The organism is Pseudomonas sp. NS1(2017) (assembly GCF_002269425.1).
Lineage (GTDB): Bacteria > Pseudomonadota > Gammaproteobacteria > Pseudomonadales > Pseudomonadaceae > Aquipseudomonas > Aquipseudomonas reactans.
Genome location: NZ_CP022960.1, coordinates 1,435,103 through 1,458,249 on the forward strand (window position 1 = coordinate 1,435,103; position 23,147 = coordinate 1,458,249).

A 23,147-nucleotide genomic window follows, 5' to 3' on the forward strand; every position below is an offset into this window, starting at 1 on the left:
TTTTCGCGAGCAAGCTCGCTCCTACAGTGGGTGCGCTGCCGTGCCTTGACTCACCACCCAATCCACCACCTGCTTGTTCAACTGATCCCCCGCCTGCCCAAACCCGGCCACCACCGCTGGCACCTTGGTGTCGCTCACCGGCTGCCGCACCTCAAACCTGCGGCTTGCAACAATCCGCTGATCACGCCCACGCACCAACCGCGCATCCAGGCGAATCACCACCTCCACCGCACTGTCGTGGTATTCACTCTGGAATGCCTGCAGTTGCCCGCCCAGCTCATAGTCGGACTGCAGATTGGTATCGTCGGTGCTCAGCAGCGTCACCCGGCCATCGCGCTGGAAGCCGTCCATGAAGCGGTTGCGCAGCAGCACCGGCGACGGGTCGCTCCAGCGCGAGTTGGCATAACTGCTGATCAGGTCGCCATTGGGCACCACGGCAATGCGCGGGCTGTCGAGAAATTCGCTGGTCTGCGGCTTGTTCACGCGCAATGACCAACTGACCGGCGCGGCCTTGCTGGCTGTCTGGGCCGAGGACAGGCGATACACATCGGAAGGGTCGGCCTTGGGCAGGATCGAGCACGCGCTCATCAGCGCCAGGGCCACAGGGGCGATCATTTGGTAAGCACGCTTCATGGCGTGAACTCCTTGTTCTTGTCGCTGCCCAGCAGGTAACCGCTGGGGTTGGCTTCCAGGCGTCGGGAGATGGCGCGTAGCGAACCGAGGGTTTCGCGCAGTTCGCGCACGGCCGGCGCCAGTTCGTTGAGGCCTTGCATGCCGCTGTTCACCGAGTCCTTGTTGTTGGTCAGCAAGGTGTTGATGGTCGCGGTGCTTTGCTCAAGGGATTTCATGGCCTGCTCGGCACTGCCGAAGGCCTGCTTGCCTTGTTCGTTGAGCAAACCGTTGGCGTTGCGCATCAGCACGGTGGTCTGCTCCAGGGCGGCGCTCGCCTGTTTGCTCACTTGCATCAGTTGCTGCATCACCACCTTGATATCGCCGCGCTGGTCGGCGATGGCGCCGGTGGTTTGTTGCAGGTTGTCTAGGGTGTTGCTCAGGCGTTCGACGTTTTCGCGGGAGAACATGTGGTTGGCGTTATGCAGCAGCAAGTTGACGCTGGTCATCAGGTCGTTGCTGTTGTTCAGCAGGCGCGCGATGGGCGATGGTGAGGCGATGATCTGTGGCAGGTTACCGTCCTTGCCCTTGAGTTCGGGACTCTGCGGGGTGCCGCCACTGAGCTGGATGATCGAGGTACCCGTGATGCCGGTCAGGGCCAGCTTGGCCTGGGTGTCTTCCTTGACCGGCGTCTGCCCGGCCAGGCGGATACGTGCCAGCACGCGGCGCGGATCCTTGGGGTCCAGGCTCAGGCTGATGACATCGCCCACCTTGATCCCGCTGTACTGCACCGAACTGCCCTGGGACAAGCCGCTGACCGCCTCGTTGAAGATCACTTCGTAGTCCTGGAAGGCGCTGTCGACGCTGGACTTGGCCAGCCACAGGCCGAACAGCATCGCGCCGACCACCACGATCACGCTGAACAGACCGATCATCACATGATGGGCTCGGGTTTCCATGTCATACCTCGTTAAGCGATTGAGCGGCATCCAATGCCGCGCGGCCACGGGGGCCGTGGAAATATTCGTGGATCCATGCGTCGTCCGTTTCCGAGACAACATCAATGGCATCGGCCACCAGCACTTTCTTCTGCGCCAGCACCGCCACGCGGTCGGTGATGGTGTACAGCGTGTCCAGGTCGTGGGTGACCAGGAACACACTCAGGCCCAGCGCATCGCGCAGGGTCAGGATCAGTTGGTCGAATTGCGCCGCGCCAATCGGGTCGAGGCCGGCGGTGGGCTCGTCGAGGAACAGGATGTCCGGGTCCAACGCCAACGCGCGGGCCAGAGCGGCGCGCTTGATCATGCCGCCGGACAGCGACGCCGGGTACTTGTCGGCCGCCGACAATGGCAACCCGGCCAGGGCAAGTTTCACCGCGGCCAAGTGCTCGGCGTCGCGCCGGCTGAGGCCGGCATGTTCGATCAACGGCAGCGCGACGTTTTCGGTCACGGTCAGCGAAGAAAACAGCGCGCCCTTCTGGAACAGCACGCCAAAGCGCCGTTCCACCAGGGAGCGCTCATGTTCCGGCAGGCTCGGCAGGTTCTTGCCGAACACCCGCACTTCGCCTTCGCTGGGTCGACGCAGGCCGACGATACTGCGCAGCAGCACCGACTTGCCGCTGCCGGAGCCGCCGACCACGGCGAGAATCTCGCCCTTGTATAAATCCAGGTCGAGGTGCTCGTGCACGCTCTGGCTGCCAAAGCGATTGCACAGGCCGCGCACTTCAATCACCGCCTCGGTGGGCGCTCGGTGTAGACGACTCACCAGCCCATCTCCATGAAGAACAGCGCGGCGACCGCATCCAGCACGATCACCACAAAGATCGATTGCACCACGCTGGAGGTGGTGTGGGCGCCGACGGACTCGGCGCTGCCGCTGACCTTGAAGCCTTCCAGGCAGCCAATGGCGGCGATCAGGAACGCGAAGACCGGCGCTTTCACCATGCCCACCAGGAAGTGCTGCACGCCAATGTCCGATTGCAGCAGCGACAGGAACATTGCCGGCGAAATATCCAGGGCCACGGCGCAGACCACGCCGCCGCCGACAATCCCCGAGAGCATCGCCAGGAAGGTCAGCATCGGCAGCGCCACCAGCAATGCCAGCACGCGAGGCAGCACCAGCAGCTCCATCGGGTCCAGCCCCAGGGTGCGGATCGCGTCGATTTCTTCGTTGGCCTTCATCGAGCCGATCTGGGCGGTAAAGGCACTGGCGGTGCGGCCGGCGATCAGGATCGCGGTCAGCAACACGCCGAATTCCCGCAGGAAAGAGAACGCCACCAAGTCGACGGTAAAAATAGTTGCGCCAAAACTCTTGAGCACGGTGGCGCCGAGGAATGCCACCACGGCACCCACCAGAAAGGTCAGCAGGGCCACGATGGGTGCGGCGTCGAGGCCGACTTGTTCCAGGTGCGCGACCATGGGCGTGATGCGCCAGCGCTTGGGGCGGAAAATGCCACGGGCGAAGGTTTCGAGGATCAGGCCGATAAAACCCAGCAGTTTCTTGCTGTCCTGCCAGACGGTGTCCACCGCCCTGCCAATGCGCGCCAGCACCTGGATGCCGGCGGTTTCTTCGGGCGCCTTGTCCGGCACGCAAAAGTCATTCAGGGAGCGGTAGACGGTCTTGAGCAGGGCGCGGTCAGCGGCAGACAGACTGCAATCGGTCTGCTCGGCGGATTGCTCGATGCGGCTTGGCCCCAGCAACTCCACCAGCAACGACGCGCCGGCAGTATCCAGGGCGCCGAGGCCGTTGAGGTCGATGCGTGCGCCGGCATCGTATTGGCCGTCGAGCGTGTCCGACAGCTTCTTCAGGTTGGCGTAGTGGGCAAGCGTCCAGTCCCCCGTAATCCTCAGTTGTGGCGGGGTGGTGGACGTGTCGAGGTGGGCTGCACCGGCCGTCGTAGGGGGGGTCATAAGCTCCGAGCTTTGTTTGGCTATCCACAATTCCTACGTAATAGCACGAACCTGCCTACTTTGGGTTGTCCGTTTGTGCTGAGTCCGTCACTTTGAAGCGCAACACGCCGATCACCTGCCCGTCTTCGGTCAGTACCCGCACTTGCCAGCGGCCCACGGCGTCGCCGGGGAAATTCTGTTTGTGGGTCCAGGCGCGATAGCCCTCTTTGCGCCCGCCGTGGATATCCAGGGCGATGCGGTCGACCTCTTTGCCGTTGAATTGCCACACATGGTAGATGCGCTCATCCAACCCGCGCGGCGCATTGATCGCGGTGTAGGCGTACAACCCACCGCCGCGCAGTTGGGCGGCGGTGACTTCCTTGAGGTCGTCGCCCGGCGTGCGGTCTTGCAGTTGGGTGCTGATGGCCACTTCGGTCATCCACAAGGTGGCCGGCGGCACCCAACTGCGCAGGAACCACCCGGCGCACCCAATGGCGGCCGTGACCCCGAGTAACATCGCCCAGCCTTTAAGGCTGCGTAGCGGCATGCTCACAGCCAGGGTTGGAATCGACAATGCCATGGCCACGCCCAAGGCGAGTTTGTAACTTTCGGCCGTGGTCAGGTGCAGGATGATCGGCAGCGCGGTGAGCAGTGCGGCGAACAGGGTGAAGGTGTGCAGCGCGAGGAACAGTGAGCGTTTGGGCGCCAGCCATTTGTAGTACAGCGGGTCGACGATCGACACCAGCGCCGCCGCGCCGAGCAGGCCGGTGAACACCGATTGACCGCTGTTCCATGCCGTGGTGATGAAAAAGAACGGCAATACAAAGAACAGACTTTCCTGATGGATCATCTGGGTCGCGTAGCGCAGCAGCGGTTCGGGGATTTCGCGCTTGAAGACTTTGGTGAACAGCTGGGTGAAGCTGTTTTCCAGCATCAGCCACAACCAGCTCACCAGCATGATCACCGCGATCCAACTGGCCATGCCCTGCTGGCGATCCACCAGAATGAAGCTGCCCACGCCCGAGATGAAGCCGCCGAGTGCAATCACCCCTGGGTAGCGCTTCATCAGCTCGAGAATGCGCTGGATTACGTGGGTCAGGTTTGGCATCTGGCGGTTCGCAGTCTTTGTAGGAAAAAATCCTAGACAGAATAACGTCTTAGCCCGTCGTACGTTGCGTCATTACGCGATCCGTTTGCGATAAAGCCGCACGCCGATCAACACAAAGGCGATCAGCCCGAGGACACCGGCGCCGATCCAGCTCAGCATGTCGTAGCTGAGCAGCGGCTTCTCGATACGCCAGTAGCCGGGTTGCTTGAACACTTGGCGCATGGCCTGGTTGGTCTGGTCCAGGCTCACGGCCTTGATGCGTTTGACCGGGTCGCTGAAGTGACCGTTGTTGTAATCGCCGGAAGCGCTCCAGTAATAGTCGGCCAGTGCGCTGTTGCCCTGCACGGCCCAGGCCTGACGGGCGACGGCGGCTTGTTGCAGGCGGGCAAACACCGCCGGGTCGAGGCCGTCTTTGAGCAACTGCGCCCTGAGGTCCTGAAGGACCTGTTCGGCTTCGGGCAGGTTTTCCCGTTCCAGGTCGGCGTTCAGGCTGAGGAAGCCGACGCCGCCGAGCACTTCGCGTTCACTCCACGGGCCGTAGGACAAACCGTGGTTGAGGCGCAGTTGGCGGTACAGCGCCCAGTCGAGGTAGTCCTTGAGCAGGTCGTAGGTTTCATCATGCCCATTGTCCAGTACCGGCTCCGGGAACAGCCAGTGCAGTTTGGCGCTATCGCCGACCCAGCCGTGGATCAGTTCGCGGTGGGTGGCGGCGGCACGCTGGATTTCCGGGAGTGCCGGGTGTTCCGTGGGTTCGACCGGGTCGAGTTGGCCATAGGTACGTTCCAGATAGGCCGGTAGCAATTTGTCGAGGTCGCCGACGATGATCAGGGTCATGTTGTTGGGCGCGTACCAGTTTTTGCGCAGGTTCTCCAACTGGTCGCGAGTCAGATGGTCGACCTCGGCGCGTTCGGCGCATTTGAGGCCCAGTTCGACGGCCAGTTGATTACTGGCGGTGTGGCCTAGATCCTGGCGGTCCAGCAGGCGTTGCAGGTGTGAGTAGTGGCCGCCGTCTTCGCGCTCCACCACCCGCTTGGCGGCGTCGATATTGGCGTCGGTCAATTCGGTGCGCGTGATAATCGCCAGCAACAGGTCCAGCACCTTGCGCTGGTTTTGCGCGGGCGCCTCGATCACGAAGGTGGTGTCGGCGTTGCTGGTATAGGCGTTCCACTCGCCGCCCAGGGCTTGCATGCGGTCTTCCAGCTCACCTTCTCCACCGCCGTCGATGCCGCTGAACAGCAAGTGTTCCAGCAGGTGCGGCAGCTCTTTGTCCTCGCAACTGAAGTCATCCAGACCCACGCCCACCACCAGGCGGATCGCCACATGCCCACGTTCGGTGCCCGGCTTGAGCAGCAATTGCAGGCCGTTGGGCAAGGTGTAGCCCTCGACTTGCAGGCGGTCAAAGGCGAAGGCATGGGCAGAACCCATGAGCAGGCAGGCGAACAACAGGCGACGCATAACAAGCTTCCTGGCGAGTGAGGTCAGTTTTAACTGACTTCGCGGGCCATCATCCGTTCAAGGCGAGTGTGTGATGTCGGCAATATCTTCGGCGGAGAGCGCGCCGGTGTCGGACGTTTCCAACACTACATAAGCACTGCTGCAAAACAACGAGTTGAGGCGTTTCATGTCCGCAATCAGCTCCAGGTGTAGGGAGCTGGTCTCCAGACTCTGTACGATTTTTCTCTGCAGGCGACTCACGTGCGCGTGGGCCAGGCGGCGTTCCTGGGCGCGGAAGCGGCGTTTTTCGCGCAGCAATTGGCGGGCACTTTCCGGGTCGGCGCTGAGGAACACTGACAGGCCCAGGCGCAGGTTGGCGATCAACTGGCTGTGCAGGCCGGTGAGTTCTTCCAGGCCCACTTCCGAGAACTGGCGACGCTGGGAGGTTTTCTGCTGCTGCACTTTGCGCAGCATGCGTTCGATCAGGTCGCCGGCCAGTTTGAGGTTGATCGACAGTTCTATGATTTCGGCCCAGCGGCGGCTGTCTTGTTCACTGAGGTCTTCGCGGGGCATTTGTGCCAGGTAGAGTTTGATTGCGCTGTACAGCGACTCGACATCATCGCTGAGGCTGCGCATTTCCTGGGTGATGGCGGTCTGTTTGCCGCGCAGCACTTCCTGCATGGCGGTCAGCATGTTGTCGATCAGGTCGCCCAGGCGCAGGGTTTCACGGGCGGCATTGGCCAGGGCCAGGCTCGGGGTGCTGAGTGCCGTCAGGTCCAGATGGCGCGGCTTGGCCTTGCCGTTGACCTCTTCGCGCTCGGGCAGCAGCCAGGCGCACAGCTTTGCCATCGGGCCGATGGTCGGCAGCAGGATCAGGCAACGACTGACGTTGTAGAGCAGGTGGAAGGTGATGACCATGCCTTGGGCGCTGTAGTCCAAGCCATCCATCCACAGCACCAGCGGGTCCAGCACAGGAATGATCAGCAACAGGCCGATCAATTTGTACAGCAGGCTGCCCAGCGCCACCTGGCGCCCGGCCGCGTTCTGCATGCTGGTGCTGAGAAAGGCCAACACGCCGCTGCCGATGTTGGCGCCGATCACCAGGCCGATGGCCACGTGCAAGCCGATCACTCCGGCACCGGCCAGGGTCGCGGTCAGTAGGACGGCCGCCAGGCTGGAGTAGGAAATCATCGCGAACAAGGCGCCGACCAAGGCGTCGAGGAGGATGTCGCCGGTCAAGGACGCGAACAGCACTTTCACGCCCTGGGCATGGGTGATGGGCCCAGCGGCTTCGACGATCAGTTGCAGCGCCAGGATGATCAACCCGAGGCCGATCCCCACGCGGCCCAACTGCCCTGCCCGCGTCTGTTTGCGCGACAGGAAGAAAATCACCCCGAGAAAGATCAGCAGCGGCGACAGCCAGGACAAATCGAACGTCAGCACCCGCGCCATCAATGCCGTACCGACATCGGCGCCGAGCATGGTCGCCAGGGCGGGCATCAGCCCCATCAGGCCTTGGCCGACAAAGGAAGTCACCAGCATGGCCGTGGCGTTGCTGCTCTGCACCATGGCCGTCACCAGGATACCGGCGATAAACGCCAGCCAGCGCTTGGACATGTTCTGCCCGATGACTTGGCGCAAGTTGGACCCGTAGACCCGCAGGATGCCGGTACGGACGATGTGCGTGCCCCAGATCAGCAGGGTCACGGCGGAAAGCAGATTGAGCAAGGTCAGCATGCTCGGCCCCCCGTGTGGGTGCGCTCTAAAGTGAGCGAAGGAAAGTTGCCGCGTGCCGCTCTACGTCTTGTACTTAAGCTGTAGTTGGCGAATGGGCTCTGCGCCAGCATCGCATAGCTAAAGTGGGGATTGAAACAAAACTGTCATGAAATCAACTTTTTGTGGATGCAAAAAAGGGGCTTAAAAAGCCCCTTTTTGTCTGGCTCGGGTTTATTGACCCGGAATGTCTTTGCGCAGTTTCACTGGATCCTGCTGTTTTTTCTTTTTCGCGATGGCTGTGCGCATCTTGATGTTCACCGCTTCCACCGCCAGCGAGAACGCCATGGCGAAGTAGACGTAGCCTTTTGGCACGTGCACATCAAAGGATTCGGCGATCAGCACGGTACCTACGACCAGCAGGAACGACAGCGCCAGCATTTTCAGCGACGGGTGCTTGTCGATGAACTCGCTGATGGTGCCAGCAGCCAACATCATCACCAATACCGCCACGACAATCGCCGCGACCATGACCGGGACATGGGACACCATGCCGACGGCGGTGATCACCGAGTCCAGGGAGAACACGATGTCGATGATGGCGATCTGGATGATGGTGTAGATGAACTTGCCACCGGCGCCCTTCGGCTCGTCGTGGGTTTCGTCTTCACCTTCCAGCGCGTGGTACATCTCCTGGGAGCTTTTCCACAGCAGGAACAGGCCACCGAAGAACAGGATCAGGTCGCGACCGGAAATGCCCTGGCCGAATACCACGAACAGGTCGGCGGTCAGTTGCATCACCCAGGTGATCGACAGCAGCAGCAGGATGCGCGTGATCATGGCCAGCGCCAGGCCGAAGATCCGGGTGCGCGCCTGCATATGCTTGGGCATGCGGCTGACCAGGATCGAAATCATGATGATGTTATCGATGCCCAGGACGATCTCGAGGGCCGTCAGGGTGAAGAAGGCAATCCAGATTTCCGGATTGGTCAGCCATTCCATGTGTATTCCTTTGAGCAAGTGTTAAACCGCGCAAGCTGCAGCGCCGCGCGGTTGAGTTGGTACGATTATAGAGTGCTGAACAGCGGAATAATCCCCATCAGCAACGCGGCGACCATTATGCACAGGCATACCAGCACTGCCCACTTGAGGGTGAAGCGCTGGTGATCGCCAAATTCGATACCCGCCAAAGCGACCAGCAGGTAGGTCGAAGGTACCAGCGGGCTCAACAGGTGCACAGGTTGCCCGACGATCGACGCACGGCCCATTTCTGCTGCCGTGATGCCGTAGTGGCTGGCGGCTTCGGCGAGTACGGGCAATACGCCGTAGTAGAACGCATCGTTGGACATGAAGAACGTAAACGGCATGCTCACCAGCGCGGTGATCACGGCCAGGTACGGGCCCAGCGCTTCAGGGATAACGGCCAGCAGGCTCTTGGACATGGCATCGACCATGCCGGTGCCCGACAGGATGCCGGTGAAGATACCGGCCGCGAAGATCAGCCCCACCACCGCCAATACGCTGCCGGAGTGTGCGGCGACGCGGTCTTTTTGCATCTGCAGGCATGGGTAGTTGACGATCATCGCGATACTGAACGCCACCATGAACAGCACTGGCAGTGGCAACAGGCCGGCGATCAACGTGCACATCAGGGCGAACGTCAGCGCGCCGTTGAACCAGATCAGTTTCGGGCGTCGGGCGTCCGGGAATTGCGACACGCTGATTTCACTGTGGTCGATCTCGTCGCCTTGCAGGTGCAATTCACCCAGGCGTGCACGTTCGCGCAGGCCGTACATGTAGGCGATCACCAGGATTGCGACGACGCCGGCGGCCATTGCCGGGATCATCGGTACGAAAATGTCCGACGGGTCCACATGCAGCGCACTGGCCGCGCGTGCAGTCGGGCCACCCCAGGGGGTCATGTTCATCACGCCACCGGCGAGGATGATCAAGCCAGCCATGATCCGCGGGCTCATGCCGATGCGCTGGTACAGCGGCAGCATGGCGGCCACGCAGATCATGTAGGTGGTAGCGCCGTCACCGTCGAGGGACACGACCAGGGCCAGCACGGCGGTGCCGACCGAGACTTTCAGCGGGTCGCCCTTGACCATCTTGAGGATCTTGCGCACGGCCGGGTCGAACAGGCCGGAGTCGATCATCAGGGCAAAGTAGAGAATGGCGAACATCAGCATCACGCCGGTCGGCGCGAGCTTGGTGATGCCCGCGAGCATCATCGGGCCGATCTCCGGCGCAAAACCACCGAACAGCGCGAACAGGATCGGCACGATGATCAAGGCGATCAGCGCGGACAGGCGCTTGGTCATGATCAGGAACATGAACGTGATGACCATGGCAAAGCCAAGGAAAGTCAGCATAGGAGTACTCCAGGCGTAGCGCGGCTAGGGAATGGCGAACCGAGGGGGTCAGCGCAGAACGAAAGGCACGAGGCGTACGGGTGGAGTGGGGGCGAACAGGCGGGTACGAGCGGACATCGGGAATCACCATTGTTGTTGTTAACAGCCGGTCTGTTGCCGGCAGTGGAGGCGATCCTAGACGGGTAAGCTTTCAGCCAGCTTTCGCCGGCTGAAAGGGTGATGAAGGGTTATTCGGCGTTTCAGGGCAGCTCCAGGCCGCCCGCCGCCTTGTGCAAGGCCCGCAAATGCTCGCCTACCTGCTTGAGGTTGGCTTCGCAGGCGGCAATCTCGGCGGAGCGGGAAGGCTCCAGCAGCGCCCTCACCTCTTTATCCAACTCGCCAGTCAGTGATTGCAGTTGCTTCTGGCGCTCGGCGCTTTCCGATTCCAGGCGCTTGGCTTCCGAAGGCTGCGGCAGGCCATAGCCGCCGCTGCCCAAGAGTTCTGCCGGGCGACTGAGGAAGCCGCTGTTGGCGAGGATCTGTTGCAGCGTGGCGTTGGCTTTCTCCATGCCGCCGTTTTTCAGCTCGCGGGCGCCGAGGTACCGTTGCTTGACTTCGTCCTGGGCCAGCATCAACTGCTTGCGAAAGCTCGCCTGCTCAAGCAGCAACAGCGCAGCACTGGTGCGCAGATCGGCCTGGCCGAACCACTGGCGGCGCTCCTCTGCGCTGAGAGACAGCCAGTCTTCGACCTGGGTCTGTTTGATCGGCAGGTGTTTGCGCAGCACATCGAACATCGCCTGGTAGCGTTCGCGGAAGGAGTCGAAGTGATAGCCCAGGCGTAACGCCCGGCGTTTGTCGTCCAGTACGCTGGTGTCGGCCAGGCCACGAGCACTCAACACCTCAAGCAAACCGTTGGGGGTGATGTTGTCCAGGCCGGTCAGTTGCGGGTTGGCGCTGCCACTGCGTAACAGTTTCAGGCTCTCCACTGCACAGTTGTTGGAAATGAAGAAGTAGTTGCCGTCGTAGCTCCAGTGCATCTCGGCGGCATGCTCGACGGTATCGTTGATTTCCTGGCGGGTCAGTTTCAACGGCACGGAGGCCAGGCCGCGCAACTCGGTCTTGGTGTACTCGTCGATCACTTGCGCCAACGGCAGGACAAACAGGCGCGACGGGTATTTGCCGACCAGTCCGTCCCAGCTCGACAGCTGTACGTCACCCACGAACGCCCGGTAGGACAACACCAGGTGCTGGTCCAGGTCCAACCGGCAATCCGGTCCACGTGGGCGACCCGGTGCGCAGATCACCAGGCGCAACATGCTGTGGCCCCAGCGGCTCACCAGGTTCTGGTTGGCTTCGGCCAGCAGGTAGTCGATTTCGTAGACGCGCTCCGGGTCGACATGGCCCAGCGGCGTCTTGGCGAAATCGTTGCCGGCGTTCAGGAAAGCATAGGTGTTGGCGCAAGTATCTTGGTTCGGCGGCGCCCAGCCAAAGTGTTCTTTGTAATAACGGAACAGCGAGGGGCGGCGGCAGGCGTAGCTCGGGTCAAGCAGGAAGTACTCCATGTTGACTGCGACGAATTCCAAGGGGCTGGTGGTTTCGTAGATGTCCGGGCTGCGCGCGACCTGATGGTTGTTCTGTTCGCGCTCGCCACGACGACCGACGTATTGCGGCCAGCCGGCAAGGTCCAGCAGGCGCGGGTCATCGCTGAGGGTAAAACGTCGGCCATTCTGGCCACGGCATTGATCAGGCAGGCCGATCAGGCCGGTGAGATTGTTCTGGCGGCTGCAGCGGTTGATCAGTGCGCGGTCTGCTTTGGACCACAGGCGTGCACGGTCATAAATGTGCGTCAGTTCATGCAGCACGGTGGCGAGCATTTCGCGGCGCACAGTGCCGTGGGGGCGATTGGTTTTCTGGGTGGCGGCGCTGCCGTCGGTCAGGCTGGCGAGCAAGTTGCGGTTGAGGTCCAGCTCGGACACCAGGGAGGCTTGCCCGTAGGCGTTCTCGGGCATCTTGTCGGTCCAGCCGACATCGATGCGGCGGTCCAACTGCTCGATGAAGCTAGGCGGTAAAGCACGCATCGCTTCGTCGAGCAACGCCTGGCTGGCCTGTTGTTCAGCCGGGCTCAAGCCATCGGTCTTGAGCCGCAGTTGCAGGCCGGCCTGGGCTGCGCTAGCACACAGCAGTACAACCCCGGCCAGGAGCCAGGCGGCCATTCGCCTCACAGTGCGAGGATAGCTTCGGCGAGGGTCTGGTCACTGGCGTCGCGGGCTTCCGGCAGACGGGTGCGCAGGGTGTCGAAGGCGGCTTCCAGGCGTGCACCACGGATCTCGCCGTTGGTAGCGACGAAGCTGGCAGCGTCATCGTGGGCTTCGCGCACGACTTTGGAGTCGCGGATGGAGGTGGTGGTGTCCGAGGTGAAATCAATGGTGCGGCCAGAGGCGCGAACAATGATGTTACTGGTGGCCACCAGGGTCTGTGCCTGGGCAACGTCGGCCAATACCAGCAGGCCAAGGGCGGCGGCGATCAGCGGGCTACGCATGAGATGACTCCGAATACAAAGATAGAAATATAAAGATGATTATTGGACGAGAATTGCTTGCGCCAGTTCAAGGTCGCTGGCGTTAAGTTTTGGTTGGCTGCGGCGCAGATAATCCAGCGCTGACTCCAACCGTGCCCCCCGCCATTGGCCGTCAGTGGCGATAAACGCGGCAGCGTCATCCTGGGCGGCCATTATCACTTTTCTGTCGAAGGGCGCGGAAGTCACCTTGCTGGTGGCGTACGCGCTGGCGACGGTGCTTTGGGTGGTCAGGTCGAAGGCCGAAGCCACGGCCGACCAAGCGCCACAAAACAATACTGGAACTATTAAAAGGCGGTATGAAAAAGCCATGGGACTCGACAACTGAAAACGAGCGCCAAGGCTAGCGTAATGCCCGGGCGAGAGCCAGCGCCCAGGCATTAGCCCTGCATTCAGATCGCCAGGATGGCCTGGGCCAACTGTGCGTCAGTTGCGGTGTTCAACTGCGGCGCTTGTTGGCGGATCTGGGCCAGGGCGCTTTCCAGTTTCACACCACGGATGGCGCCTTCGCTGGCGACAAAGCTGGCGGCGTCGTCACGGGCGGCGCGCACGACTTTGTTGTCGCGCAGGGACGAGGTGGCATCGGAAGTAGCGTCGGAGGTGGCTTTAAGCGCGCCGACGATGGAGTCGGTGGTCACGATGAAGCTGGTCGCGTTGGCGTTGGCAGCCAGGGCCAACAGGGCGGCGGCACTCAGCAGGCGAAGACGGGACATGGGATGACTCCTGTAGATGAACGGATAAGGTGGCGCAGGGCAACCATTGGGGATCAGACGCCCGTACTACGCGGTTCGCCACGTGGTGACTGGATATTAAGCCGCCGTTTATCCGTTCGGGAAGCGTCTTGACTGCCTAGTCACGCCAGAACGGTTTGGACAGCTCGTTCATTCGATCGCCGCGGCTGATGCCCAGGTCGGACAGTTCACGGCTATCCAGCTGAGACAGTTGGCGCCGTTCATAGGCCTGGCGCAGCCATTTGGCGAGGGTCGAAGCGGCTCGACGTAACAACCGCTTATAGCTGTGGGTTGGATTGTTCATGGCGTGCACCTTTCATGAGGTCTTGGAACACCATGTTCAGTGAGAGCATGTGACCGATACAGATACACTGGAGTTAAATTGTACTGCTTAACTGTTGTATTTTTTAAACTGTACCTGTCCGCGAATTGTGTCACTGTTTTCCCGCTGAAAACCCAAACCCCGGAAACAACAAAGCCCGCCTCCGGTTTCCCGTGGCGGGCTTTGCTTTGACAAATCAGGGTGCTGGCGGTGGACCCGGTAGGTCAGGGCCAGCGAGCGCTAAGTTAGCGCCAGAACGGCTTGCTCAGCTCTTCGTAGCGTTGAGCTTCGCTGATGCCTGCGTCAGCCAGCAGACGCGAATCCAGGCGAGCCAGTTGATGGCGGCTGGAGATACGGCGCTGCCACAACATCAGGTTGGCGATAACGCGCAGAGGCAGGGAGGCCTGGGTGTTTACAGCTTTTTCTTCGAAGAACAGATCGGAACTGAGTGTACGTTCCATGATGACATCCTTCCGCTTGTGGCGGGATTAGGTAGTGGTTTAACTGATGCCAATGATCCTCTTCCGGCGCAAGACTCTCTAGATACAGTTCACCTGTATTGTGAGGGGCCAGTTAACTGTTTATGGGTGCTGTACTGTACAGAAATGGGGCAACTGTACCTGTCCGCACTGAAGTGGTGCGAAATAGGTGTTTTCGAAGTAATGTGTGGGATATTTCGGTAGGAAATGACCGGTACAGCAGTACAGTTTTTTCTAGAAATGGCAATGAAGAGATCAAGCTGATGAAACTGTGTTTGCATCAGCCCGGATCTGTATCAATCACGCCTTGAGCATATGCCCGGTTTCTTCCAGGTTGATGTGCCAGCTCAGTGCTTCACGCAGGATGTGCGGGGTGTGCCCGCCGATGGCGCAGGCGGCGTTGAAGTAACTGTTCAGGGCATCGCGGTAGGCGGGGTGCACACAGTTATCGATGATCACCCGCGCCCGTTCCCGTGGCGCCAGGCCACGCAGGTCGGCAAGCCCAACCTCGGTGACCAGGATGTCGACGTCATGCTCGGTGTGGTCCACATGGCTGACCATCGGCACCACGCTGGAAATCGCCCCGCCTTTGGCAATGGATTTGGTAACAAAGATCGCCAGGTGCGCATTGCGCGCGAAATCCCCGGAACCACCAATACCGTTCATCATCCGCGTGCCGCAGACATGGGTGGAGTTGACGTTACCGTAGATGTCGAACTCCAGCGCGGTGTTGATGCCGATGATGCCCAGGCGACGCACCACTTCCGGATGGTTGGAGATCTCTTGCGGGCGCAGCACCAGTTTGTCCTTGTACTTCTCCAGGTTGCCGAATACGTCGGCATTGCGCCGTTCTGAAAGGGTGATCGAGCTGCCCGAAGCAAAGCTCAGCTTGCCCGCGTCGATCAGGTCGAAGGTCGAATCCTGCAACACTTCCGAATACATGGTCAGGTCTTCGAACGGCGATTCGATCAAGCCACACATCACCGCGTTGGCGATATTGCCGATGCCGGCCTGCAACGGCCCGAGTTTGTTGGTCATGCGGCCGGCGTCGACTTCCTGCTTGAGGAAGTTGATCAGGTGATTGGCGATGCCTTGGGTGTCACTGTCGGGTGGCGTCACGGTCGATGCGGAGTCGGCCTGGTTGGTGATGACGATGGCGGCGATCTTTTCCGGTGGGATCGGAATCGCAGTACTGCCGATCCGGTCATCGACCTTCACCAACGGAATTGGCGTACGGGTTGGCCGGTACGTCGGGATATAGATGTCGTGCAACCCTTCCAGGTTCGGGTTGTGTGCCAGGTTGATCTCGACGATTACCTGCTTGGCGAAAATCGCAAAGCTGGCCGAGTTGCCTACAGACGTTGTCGGCACAATGTGGCCTTGCTCAGTGATTGCGACCGCCTCAATCACCGCAATATCCGGCAGCTTGAGCTGATTGTTGCGCAGTTGCTCGACGGTTTCCGACAGGTGCTGGTCGATAAACATCACTTCGCCGGCGTTGATCGCCTTGCGCAAGGTGCTGTCGACCTGGAACGGCATGCGTCGCGACAGCACGCCCGCTTCGGTCAGTTGCTTGTCCAGGTCATTGCCCAGGCTGGCGCCGGTCATCAGGGTGATTTTCAGCGGCGAGGTCTTGGCGCGTTCGGCCAGAGCGTGGGGGACGGCCTTGGCTTCACCGGCACGGGTGAAGCCGCTCATGCCGACAGTCATGCCGTCCTCGATCAGTGCGGCGGCGTCTGCCGCGCTCATGACCTTGTTCAACAACGAAGGCAAGCGGATACGATCACGGTACATGGATTGTTATCTCAGGCTACGGAAGCAAGGTGCGCAGTTTAGTGATTTCAAAAAATTTCGGCCCGCTACCATGGTCGAATGCCAGGCAGCGATTTAGAGCCTTTGGTCGGGTTTCATGTGGTAATAAAAAACCCCAGCCTACTGGAGGCCGGGGTTTCGAGTATTGCGCTGAAGCAGTGTTACTCGACGGCTTTGACCATGTCTTCGATGACCTTCTTGGCATCACCGAAGACCATCATGGTCTTGTCCAGGTAGAACAGCTCGTTGTCCAAGCCAGCGTAGCCGCTGGCCATCGAGCGTTTGTTGACGATGATCGTCTTGGCCTTGAAGGCTTCGAGAATCGGCATGCCTGCGATCGGTGAGTTTGGATCGTTCTTGGCGGCCGGGTTGACCACGTCGTTCGCGCCGAGCACCAGCACCACGTCGGCCTGGCCGAACTCGGAGTTGATGTCTTCCATCTCGAACACCTGGTCGTAAGGCACTTCGGCCTCGGCGAGCAGCACGTTCATGTGGCCTGGCATACGGCCAGCCACCGGGTGGATCGCGTACTTCACGGTGACGCCGTGGTGGGTCAGCTTCTCGGTCAGTTCCTTGAGCGCATGCTGTGCACGTGCTACGGCCAGGCCGTAACCCGGGACGATGATCACGGTGTCGGCGTTGGTCAGCAGGAAGGTCGCGTCGTCAGCCGAGCCGGATTTGACCGGGCGTGCTTCTTTAGAGCCCGCCGCTGCACCGGCATCCGGCGCATTGCCGAAACCGCCGAGCAGTACATTAAAGAAGGAACGGTTCATCGCCTTGCACATGATGTACGACAGGATCGCGCCGCTGGAGCCCACCAGAGAGCCGGCGATGATCAGCATCGAGTTGTTCAGCGAGAAACCGATACCCGCCGCTGCCCAGCCGGAGTAGCTGTTGAGCATCGACACGACCACAGGCATGTCGGCGCCGCCGATCGGGATGATGATCAGCACGCCCAGCACGAAGGCCAGGGCCAGCATCAGCGCGAAGGCGGTGAGGTTGCCGGTGAACATAAAGGTGATGCCCAGGGCCAGCGTCGCCAGACCCAGCACCAGGTTGAGTTTATGCTGGCCGCCGAACTGTACCGGTGCGCCCTGGAACAGGCGGAACTTGTACTTGCCCGACAGTTTGCCGAATGCAATCACCGAACCGGAGAAGGTGATTGCGCCGATAGCTGCGCCAAGGAACAACTCCAGGCGGTTGCCCGCAGGAATAGCGTCTCCCAGGTTTTTGACGATGCCTAAGGATTGCGGCTCCACTACTGCGGCAATTGCAATGAACACCGCAGCCAGGCCGATCATGCTGTGCATGAACGCTACCAGTTCAGGCATCTTGGTCATTTCTACGCGCTTGGCCATGATCGAGCCGGCGGTGCCGCCGATCAGCAGGCCAACAATCACATAGCCAATGCCTGCCGTTGCCAACTCGGCACCCAGCTTATAGATGAGGCCGACGGTGGTCAGGACCGCCAGCGCCATGCCGAGCATGCCGAACAGGTTGCCGCGCCGCGACGTGGTCGGGTGCGACAGGCCCTTCAGCGCCTGGATGAAGCAGATCGACGCGATCAAGTAGAGCGTCGTGACGAGATTCATGCTCATTACTTAGGCGCCTCTTCTTTTACTTTCGGGGCTTTCTTCTTGAACATCTCAAGCATCCTGCGGGTGACCAGGAAGCCACCGAACACGTTGACCGCTGCGAGTGCCACGGCCAGGGTGCCCATGGTCTTGCCCAACGGAGTCACGGTGAGGGCGGCAGCCAGCATGGCGCCGACGATTACGATCGCGGAGATCGCGTTGGTTACCGCCATCAATGGTGTGTGCAGCGCGGGGGTAACGTTCCAGACCACGTGGTAACCGACATAAATCGCCAGCACAAAGATGATCAGGTTGTAGATACCGGGGGAGATAAGCTCTTCCATCGTCTGAATCCCTGCTTAGGCGTTTTTGCGGATGACTTGGCCGTCGCGGCACATCAGGCACGCGGCGACGATGTCGTCTTCGAGGTTGATTTCAAACTGCCCTTCCTTGGTGAAGACCAGCTTCAGGAAGTCCAGCAGGTTGCGCGCGTACAGGGCCGAGGCGTCGGCGGGGACAGCGCCGGCCAGGTTGGTCGGGCCGCAGATGATCACGCCGTTCTCGACGACCACCTGGTCGGCAACCGTCAGAGGGCAGTTGCCACCTTGGGCAGCGGCAAGGTCGATCACCACGGAGCCGGGTTTCATCTGTGCGACGGTGTCGGCGCTGAGCAAGGTCGGCGCTTTACGCCCGGGAATCAGGGCGGTGGTGATGACGATGTCGGCTTGCTTGGCGCGTTCGTGCACGGCCAAGGCCTGACGCTGCATCCAGCTGGTTGGCATCGGACGGGCGTAGCCACCAACGCCCACGGCGCATTCGCGTTCTTCATCGGTCTCGTAAGGCACATCGACGAACTTGGCGCCGAGGGATTCGATCTGCTCCTTAACGGCCGGACGGACGTCAGATGCTTCGATCACCGCACCCAGTCGTTTCGCTGTGGCGATGGCCTGCAAGCCTGCAACGCCAGCGCCGAGGATCAACACGCGGGCAGCCTTCACGGTGCCGGCGGCGGTCATCAGCATCGGCATGAAGCGCGGGTAGTGATGAGCGGCAAGCAGCACGGCTTTATAGCCGGCGATGTTGGCTTGGGACGACAGCACATCGAGGCTTTGAGCGCGCGAGGTCCGCGGCGCAGCTTCGAGTGCAAAGGCGGTGATGCCGCGCTCAGCGAGCTTGGCGATGGTTTCGTTGCTGAACGGGTTGAGCATGCCCACCAATACGGTGCCGCTTTTGATCAGCGCAAGTTCGCTGTCGCTGGGGGCTACCACCTTGAGGATCAGCTCGGCGCCAAACGCATCGTTGGCACTGCCAATGGTTGCGCCTGCCGTTTCATAGGCACTGTCGACGACGCTGGCTTTGATGCCGGCTCCGCTTTGTACAGTGACCTTATGGCCCTGGCCGATCAGCTTCTTGATGGTTTCCGGGGTGGCAGCCACCCGCGTTTCACCGGTCTGGGTTTCGAGAGGAACACCAATGTGCACGTCAAATCTCCTGCATGATCTTTTTGCTTTTGATCTTTTTGTAAAAAGGCCAGTGCACCGCGAGTGGCGCAACTGGGGCGGCCGATCAGCACGATCCCGCTGAAATGACAGCGGGGCGCGGCATTTTGCAGGCGAACTTTACGGCCATCAAGGGATTATGACGGGTGACGAAAAATTAACTACAAGTCACCCTGTGACTGATTGTCGCAACACCCTGAAATAACCTGTTCAAATACATGGGCTTAAAGGGCTGCGGGCTTTTTTGCAATCTTTTGACATCGTTAGTGTGAATGGTCGGTCATTGGCTTGTAATAGTCGCTACAAGTCATATAGATCATGGCCTTGAGCCCTATTTTCGCCTGACAGATACAGTCTGTTGAAATGCGACATATATGTATATCTGTAGGATTGCGAATTTGCTGACTACAGGGTCAGCAATGTTGTTTTACCTTTAAATACAAGGGCTGTAGCGCTGTGACTGGTCGATCAGCCAGTCCCTGAATGCGTGTAATGAGGCAGATTCGACCTTCCTGTCAGGAATCATCAAGTAATAGGCCTTCGAGCTGCTCAGTGCTTCGTGGCTTGCGATCACCAGTTGGCCGTCCGCTAATTCGCGTTGGATGAGGAACGGCGGGATCAGCGCGATCCCCATGTCATGCATGGCGGCCTGAGACAACATCGAGAATAGCTCGTAACGGGGCCCTGTCATGTCGCGAGGTACGCTCAGTTGCTGCGCGTTGAACCATTGGCGCCATGCGTAGGGCCTCGTCGTTTGCTGCAGAAGAGGCAGTTCTGCGATTTCCTGTGGGCTGAATTGTGTGCTGTTGCCCAATAGCCGAGGGCTGCACACGGGGATGGGGGTTTCTCCCATCAGGCGGTGCGATTCGGTGCCGGACCAGTCGGCATCGCCGAAGTAGATGGCGGCGTCGAATTCGGTGTCGGCAAACAGGAAGGGCCGTGTACGGTTCGTGAGGTTGACTGTGACTTCAGGGTGCTGGCGTTGGAAGTCCTTGAGGCGAGGGATCAGCCATTGAGTGCCAAATGTCGGGACCACCGCCAGCTCAATAGTGTTAGCGCCCTGCTGACCCATGACGGAAAGCGTATCGCGCTCCACTGCGTCGAGCTGTGTGGCAACGCGGCGGCTGTAGGACAGTCCTGCTTCCGTCAGTTTTACCCCTCGGCGCGAGCGACGAAACAGCTCGACACTCAAAAACTCCTCAAGGCTGGCGATCTGTCGACAGATGGCGCCTTGAGTGATCGAAAGCTCGTGTGCGGCCTTGGTAAAGCTTTCGTGGCGGGCCGCCGCTTCAAAACTGACCAAGGCGGTAGTGCTGGGAATTTTTCTGCGCATATACCGTGTCCTCACATGTAAAGCGCATATGCGCGCTTTTTGGCGGTTTCGAAGTGAGAAATTAGCACAACCCTATGCGGAAACCTCGTTTGCCCTGAGCGCTTGTCGCGCCTAGGCTGGTTCCACGACTTCCGTTTCTTTCCGCGAGGACTTATTCATGGCTGGCAAGGCAAGCTTCAACTGGATCGATCCACTGCTGCTGGATCAACAGCTCACCGAAGAAGAGCGCATGGTGCGCGACAGTGCTGAGCAGTTCGCCCAGGACAAGCTGGCGCCGCGCGTGCTTGAAGCCTTTCGCCATGAAAAGACTGACCCTGCGATTTTCCGCGAGATGGGCGAGACCGGTTTGCTCGGTGCGATGATTCCCGAGCAGTACGGCGGCAGCGGCTTGAATTACGTCAGTTATGGGTTGATTGCCCGCGAAGTGGAGCGTGTCGACTCCGGCTATCGCTCGATGATGAGTGTGCAGTCTTCGCTGGTGATGGTGCCGATCAATGAGTTTGGCACCGAGGCGCAGAAACAGAAGTACTTGCCGAAGTTGGCGTCTGGGGAATGGATCGGCTGTTTCGGCCTGACCGAGCCCAATCATGGTTCTGATCCAGGTGCGATGATTACCCGGGCTCGAAAAGTGGACGGCGGTTACAGCCTGACGGGCGCGAAGATGTGGATCACCAACAGCCCGATCGCGGATGTGTTTGTGGTGTGGGGCAAGGACGACGCCGGTGACATCCGTGGCTTTGTCTTGGAGAAAGGCTGGAAAGGCCTGAGCGCACCGGCGATTCACGGCAAGGTCGGGCTGCGCGCCTCCATCACCGGTGAGATCGTCATGGACAATGTATTCGTGCCGGAAGAGAACATCTTCCCGGATGTGCGTGGCTTGAAGGGCCCTTTTACCTGCCTTAACTCTGCGCGTTATGGCATCTCCTGGGGCGCGTTGGGTGCTGCTGAGTTCTGCTGGCATACCGCTCGCCAGTACACGCTGGATCGCCAGCAGTTCGGCCGTCCATTGGCTGCAACTCAACTGATCCAGAAGAAACTGGCCGACATGCAGACCGAGATCACTCTGGCCCTGCAAGGCTGCCTGCGTCTGGGGCGTATGAAGGATGAAGGTACGGCAGCGGTTGAAATCACTTCGATCATGAAGCGCAACTCCTGTGGCAAATCCCTGGATATCGCGCGTATGGCGCGCGATATGCTCGGCGGCAACGGTATTTCCGATGAGTTCGGCGTGGCGCGCCACCTGGTCAACCTGGAGGTCGTGAATACCTATGAAGGTACTCATGACGTGCATGCTCTGATTCTGGGGCGCGCGCAAACCGGTCTTCAGGCGTTCTATTAATAGGAGCACGGCCATGGGCGCGCTTTCGCATCTGCGGGTACTGGATCTATCGCGAGTACTGGCGGGCCCCTGGTCCGGGCAGATTCTTGCGGACCTTGGGGCTGAAGTGATCAAGGTCGAGCGGCCGGGCGGCGGCGACGATACGCGCGCCTGGGGGCCGCCCTTCCTTAAGGATGCCTATGGCGAGAACACCAGTGAGGCGGCGTACTACTTGTCGGCCAATCGCAACAAGCAGTCGGTGACGATCGATTTCACGCGGCCGGAGGGGCAGGCGCTGGTGCGCGAGCTGGCGGCCAAGTCGGACATCCTCATTGAAAACTTCAAGGTGGGCGGGCTTGCGGCTTATGGGTTGGACTATGAGTCGCTGAAGGAGATCAACCCCGAGTTGATCTACTGCTCGATCACAGGCTTTGGCCAGACCGGACCCTATGCGGCGCGGGCGGGCTATGACTTCATGATCCAGGGGTTGGGCGGCCTCATGAGCCTGACCGGTCGTCCCGAGGGTGATGAAGGGGCTGGGCCGGTCAAGGTGGGAGTGGCGCTGACGGACATTCTGACGGGGCTGTACTCGACGGTGGCGATTTTGGCGGCACTGGCTCATCGAGATCATGATGGTGGCGGGCAGCACATCGATATGGCGTTACTGGATGTGCAGGTGGCCTGCCTGGCCAACCAGGCGATGAATTACCTGACGACAGGTGTATCGCCAAAGCGGCTGGGCAACGCGCATCCGAATATCGTGCCTTATCAGGATTTTCCAACGGCTGATGGTGACTTCATCTTGACGGTGGGTAATGACGGGCAGTTTCGTAAATTTGCCGAGGTAGCTGGGCAGCCTCAGTGGGCGGATGATCCGCGCTTCGCTACTAATAAGGTGCGGGTGGCGAATCGGGCGGAACTGATTCCGTTGATTCGTCAGGCGACGGTGTTCAAGACGACGGCTGAGTGGGTGTCGCAGTTGGAGCGGGTGGGTGTGCCTTGTGGACCGATCAATGACTTGGCTCAGGTATTTACCGACCCTCAGGTCAAGGCGCGTGGGTTGGCAATGGAGTTGCCTCACGCGTTGGCGGGGATGGTGCCTCAGGTTGCCAGCCCTATACGGTTGTCCAAGACACCAGTGGAATACCGCAATGCGCCTCCTCTGTTGGGTGAGCATACGGCTCAGGTGCTTCAGGATGTACTGGGTTTGGGCGCGGCGAACGTGGTTGCTCTTAAGGCGGCCGGTGTTATCTGAACCCTTTCCTCTATATAGAAGGTGCGGCGGGCCCTTTGTTGGTGGTTTTTTAATCAACTCTAACTAATTGATAGAAAAGCAAAATCAAGGGTTGACGGCAGATTTGAGACGTCTATAATTCGCCCCACTTCCGGCGCAGTCGA

22 protein-coding genes are annotated in these 23,147 nt (G+C 60.2%); 2 read left to right on the forward strand and 20 right to left on the reverse strand.

What is annotated here, in order from left to right; genetic code table 11:
* Positions 1 to 21 precede the first annotated feature (21 nt).
* The 20 genes from CI807_RS06925 to CI807_RS07020 form a co-directional block, all read right to left on the reverse strand.
* Positions 22 to 633, reverse strand: coding sequence for an ABC-type transport auxiliary lipoprotein family protein (locus CI807_RS06925; RefSeq protein ID WP_095014150.1), 612 nt, complete (start codon positions 631 to 633; stop codon positions 22 to 24).
* Positions 630 to 1,568, reverse strand: a complete 939-nt coding sequence (locus CI807_RS06930; RefSeq protein ID WP_095014151.1) for an MlaD family protein — start codon at positions 1,566 to 1,568, stop codon at positions 630 to 632. Before CI807_RS06930 ends, CI807_RS06925 begins: the two co-directional genes overlap by 4 nt.
* 1 nt (position 1,569) lies before the next feature.
* The gene (locus CI807_RS06935; protein WP_095014152.1) at positions 1,570 to 2,373 is read right to left on the reverse strand and encodes an ABC transporter ATP-binding protein; all 804 of its coding nucleotides are present in this window, start codon (positions 2,371 to 2,373) and stop codon (positions 1,570 to 1,572) included.
* Positions 2,370 to 3,518, reverse strand: a complete 1,149-nt coding sequence (locus tag CI807_RS06940; RefSeq protein ID WP_095014153.1) for an ABC transporter permease — start codon at positions 3,516 to 3,518, stop codon at positions 2,370 to 2,372. The genes CI807_RS06935 and CI807_RS06940 overlap by 4 nt, the downstream gene beginning before the upstream one ends.
* Positions 3,519 to 3,573: 55 nt before the next feature.
* Entirely contained in the window at positions 3,574 to 4,605 is a 1,032-nt protein-coding gene (locus CI807_RS06945; RefSeq protein WP_095014154.1) for a DUF5924 family protein, read from the reverse strand.
* Between the two features lie 72 nt (positions 4,606 to 4,677).
* Positions 4,678 to 6,060, reverse strand: coding sequence for a pitrilysin family protein (locus CI807_RS06950; protein ID WP_095014155.1), 1,383 nt, complete (start codon positions 6,058 to 6,060; stop codon positions 4,678 to 4,680).
* 57 nt (positions 6,061 to 6,117) lie between these two features.
* Positions 6,118 to 7,776 carry a Na/Pi cotransporter family protein gene (locus tag CI807_RS06955; protein ID WP_016978808.1) on the reverse strand — a complete coding sequence of 553 codons (1,659 nt, stop codon included), beginning with the start codon at positions 7,774 to 7,776 and terminating at the stop codon, positions 6,118 to 6,120.
* Positions 7,777 to 7,986: 210 nt separating this feature from the next.
* Positions 7,987 to 8,754 (reverse strand): TerC family protein, encoded by a 768-nt coding sequence (locus CI807_RS06960; RefSeq protein WP_016978809.1) that lies wholly within the window; start codon positions 8,752 to 8,754, stop codon positions 7,987 to 7,989.
* A 65-nt stretch (positions 8,755 to 8,819) separates the two neighbouring features.
* Complete coding sequence (locus CI807_RS06965) at positions 8,820 to 10,127, reverse strand: CitMHS family transporter (RefSeq protein ID WP_016978810.1); 1,308 nt, start codon at positions 10,125 to 10,127, stop codon at positions 8,820 to 8,822.
* 239 nt (positions 10,128 to 10,366) lie between these two features.
* Positions 10,367 to 12,328 (reverse strand): DUF4105 domain-containing protein, encoded by a 1,962-nt coding sequence (locus tag CI807_RS06970; RefSeq protein WP_095014156.1) that lies wholly within the window; start codon positions 12,326 to 12,328, stop codon positions 10,367 to 10,369.
* On the reverse strand, positions 12,325 to 12,645 hold the full coding sequence (locus CI807_RS06975; protein WP_016978812.1) for a DUF2388 domain-containing protein: 321 nt from the start codon (positions 12,643 to 12,645) through the stop codon (positions 12,325 to 12,327). The genes CI807_RS06970 and CI807_RS06975 overlap by 4 nt, the downstream gene beginning before the upstream one ends.
* 39 nt (positions 12,646 to 12,684) lie before the next feature.
* The gene (locus tag CI807_RS06980) at positions 12,685 to 12,993 is read right to left on the reverse strand and encodes a DUF2388 domain-containing protein (protein WP_095017515.1); all 309 of its coding nucleotides are present in this window, start codon (positions 12,991 to 12,993) and stop codon (positions 12,685 to 12,687) included.
* Between the two features lie 80 nt (positions 12,994 to 13,073).
* Positions 13,074 to 13,394 carry a DUF2388 domain-containing protein gene (locus CI807_RS06985; protein WP_028618671.1) on the reverse strand — a complete coding sequence of 107 codons (321 nt, stop codon included), beginning with the start codon at positions 13,392 to 13,394 and terminating at the stop codon, positions 13,074 to 13,076.
* Positions 13,395 to 13,530: 136 nt separating this feature from the next.
* Positions 13,531 to 13,716, reverse strand: a complete 186-nt coding sequence (locus tag CI807_RS06990; RefSeq protein ID WP_095014157.1) for a DUF1127 domain-containing protein — start codon at positions 13,714 to 13,716, stop codon at positions 13,531 to 13,533.
* Between the two features lie 263 nt (positions 13,717 to 13,979).
* On the reverse strand, positions 13,980 to 14,195 hold the full coding sequence (locus CI807_RS06995; protein WP_010168694.1) for a DUF1127 domain-containing protein: 216 nt from the start codon (positions 14,193 to 14,195) through the stop codon (positions 13,980 to 13,982).
* Positions 14,196 to 14,513: 318 nt separating this feature from the next.
* Complete coding sequence (locus CI807_RS07000) at positions 14,514 to 16,007, reverse strand: acetyl-CoA hydrolase/transferase family protein (protein ID WP_095014158.1); 1,494 nt, start codon at positions 16,005 to 16,007, stop codon at positions 14,514 to 14,516.
* A gap of 179 nt (positions 16,008 to 16,186) precedes the next feature.
* Complete coding sequence (locus tag CI807_RS07005; RefSeq protein WP_095014159.1) at positions 16,187 to 17,623, reverse strand: NAD(P)(+) transhydrogenase (Re/Si-specific) subunit beta; 1,437 nt, start codon at positions 17,621 to 17,623, stop codon at positions 16,187 to 16,189.
* Positions 17,623 to 17,943, reverse strand: coding sequence for an NAD(P) transhydrogenase subunit alpha (locus CI807_RS07010; RefSeq protein WP_003187417.1), 321 nt, complete (start codon positions 17,941 to 17,943; stop codon positions 17,623 to 17,625). Before CI807_RS07010 ends, CI807_RS07005 begins: the two co-directional genes overlap by 1 nt.
* A gap of 15 nt (positions 17,944 to 17,958) precedes the next feature.
* Positions 17,959 to 19,080 (reverse strand): Re/Si-specific NAD(P)(+) transhydrogenase subunit alpha, encoded by a 1,122-nt coding sequence (locus CI807_RS07015; protein ID WP_095014160.1) that lies wholly within the window; start codon positions 19,078 to 19,080, stop codon positions 17,959 to 17,961.
* 451 nt (positions 19,081 to 19,531) lie between these two features.
* Complete coding sequence (locus CI807_RS07020) at positions 19,532 to 20,431, reverse strand: LysR family transcriptional regulator (protein ID WP_177409565.1); 900 nt, start codon at positions 20,429 to 20,431, stop codon at positions 19,532 to 19,534.
* Between the two features lie 157 nt (positions 20,432 to 20,588).
* Between CI807_RS07020 and CI807_RS07025 the strand changes: the two genes are divergently transcribed.
* Together CI807_RS07025 and CI807_RS07030 are read left to right on the forward strand one after the other, a co-directional pair.
* The gene (locus CI807_RS07025; protein WP_003187423.1) at positions 20,589 to 21,770 is read left to right on the forward strand and encodes an acyl-CoA dehydrogenase; all 1,182 of its coding nucleotides are present in this window, start codon (positions 20,589 to 20,591) and stop codon (positions 21,768 to 21,770) included.
* A gap of 13 nt (positions 21,771 to 21,783) precedes the next feature.
* Complete coding sequence (locus tag CI807_RS07030) at positions 21,784 to 23,004, forward strand: CaiB/BaiF CoA-transferase family protein (protein WP_095014162.1); 1,221 nt, start codon at positions 21,784 to 21,786, stop codon at positions 23,002 to 23,004.
* Positions 23,005 to 23,147: the final 143 nt, after the last annotated feature.

Bases quoted from the DNA above. Each gene is read 5' to 3' on its own strand.
- CI807_RS06925 (WP_095014150.1), bottom strand. From the start codon at position 633: ATGAAGCGTGCTTACCAAATGATCGCCCCTGTGGCCCTGGCGCTGATG.
- CI807_RS06930 (WP_095014151.1), bottom strand. From the start codon at position 1,568: ATGGAAACCCGAGCCCATCATGTGATGATCGGTCTGTTCAGCGTGATC.
- CI807_RS06940 (WP_095014153.1), bottom strand. From the start codon at position 3,518: ATGACCCCCCCTACGACGGCCGGTGCAGCCCACCTCGACACGTCCACC.
- CI807_RS06945 (WP_095014154.1), bottom strand. From the start codon at position 4,605: ATGCCAAACCTGACCCACGTAATCCAGCGCATTCTCGAGCTGATGAAG.
- CI807_RS06950 (WP_095014155.1), bottom strand. From the start codon at position 6,060: ATGCGTCGCCTGTTGTTCGCCTGCCTGCTCATGGGTTCTGCCCATGCC.
- CI807_RS06955 (WP_016978808.1), bottom strand. From the start codon at position 7,776: ATGCTGACCTTGCTCAATCTGCTTTCCGCCGTGACCCTGCTGATCTGG.
- CI807_RS06960 (WP_016978809.1), bottom strand. From the start codon at position 8,754: ATGGAATGGCTGACCAATCCGGAAATCTGGATTGCCTTCTTCACCCTG.
- CI807_RS06965 (WP_016978810.1), bottom strand. From the start codon at position 10,127: ATGCTGACTTTCCTTGGCTTTGCCATGGTCATCACGTTCATGTTCCTG.
- CI807_RS06975 (WP_016978812.1), bottom strand. From the start codon at position 12,645: ATGCGTAGCCCGCTGATCGCCGCCGCCCTTGGCCTGCTGGTATTGGCC.
- CI807_RS06980 (WP_095017515.1), bottom strand. From the start codon at position 12,993: ATGGCTTTTTCATACCGCCTTTTAATAGTTCCAGTATTGTTTTGTGGC.
- CI807_RS06985 (WP_028618671.1), bottom strand. From the start codon at position 13,394: ATGTCCCGTCTTCGCCTGCTGAGTGCCGCCGCCCTGTTGGCCCTGGCT.
- CI807_RS06990 (WP_095014157.1), bottom strand. From the start codon at position 13,716: ATGAACAATCCAACCCACAGCTATAAGCGGTTGTTACGTCGAGCCGCT.
- CI807_RS06995 (WP_010168694.1), bottom strand. From the start codon at position 14,195: ATGGAACGTACACTCAGTTCCGATCTGTTCTTCGAAGAAAAAGCTGTA.
- CI807_RS07000 (WP_095014158.1), bottom strand. From the start codon at position 16,007: ATGTACCGTGATCGTATCCGCTTGCCTTCGTTGTTGAACAAGGTCATG.
- CI807_RS07005 (WP_095014159.1), bottom strand. From the start codon at position 17,623: ATGAGCATGAATCTCGTCACGACGCTCTACTTGATCGCGTCGATCTGC.
- CI807_RS07010 (WP_003187417.1), bottom strand. From the start codon at position 17,943: ATGGAAGAGCTTATCTCCCCCGGTATCTACAACCTGATCATCTTTGTG.
- CI807_RS07020 (WP_177409565.1), bottom strand. From the start codon at position 20,431: ATGCGCAGAAAAATTCCCAGCACTACCGCCTTGGTCAGTTTTGAAGCG.
- CI807_RS07025 (WP_003187423.1), top strand. From the start codon at position 20,589: ATGGCTGGCAAGGCAAGCTTCAACTGGATCGATCCACTGCTGCTGGAT.
- CI807_RS07030 (WP_095014162.1), top strand. From the start codon at position 21,784: ATGGGCGCGCTTTCGCATCTGCGGGTACTGGATCTATCGCGAGTACTG.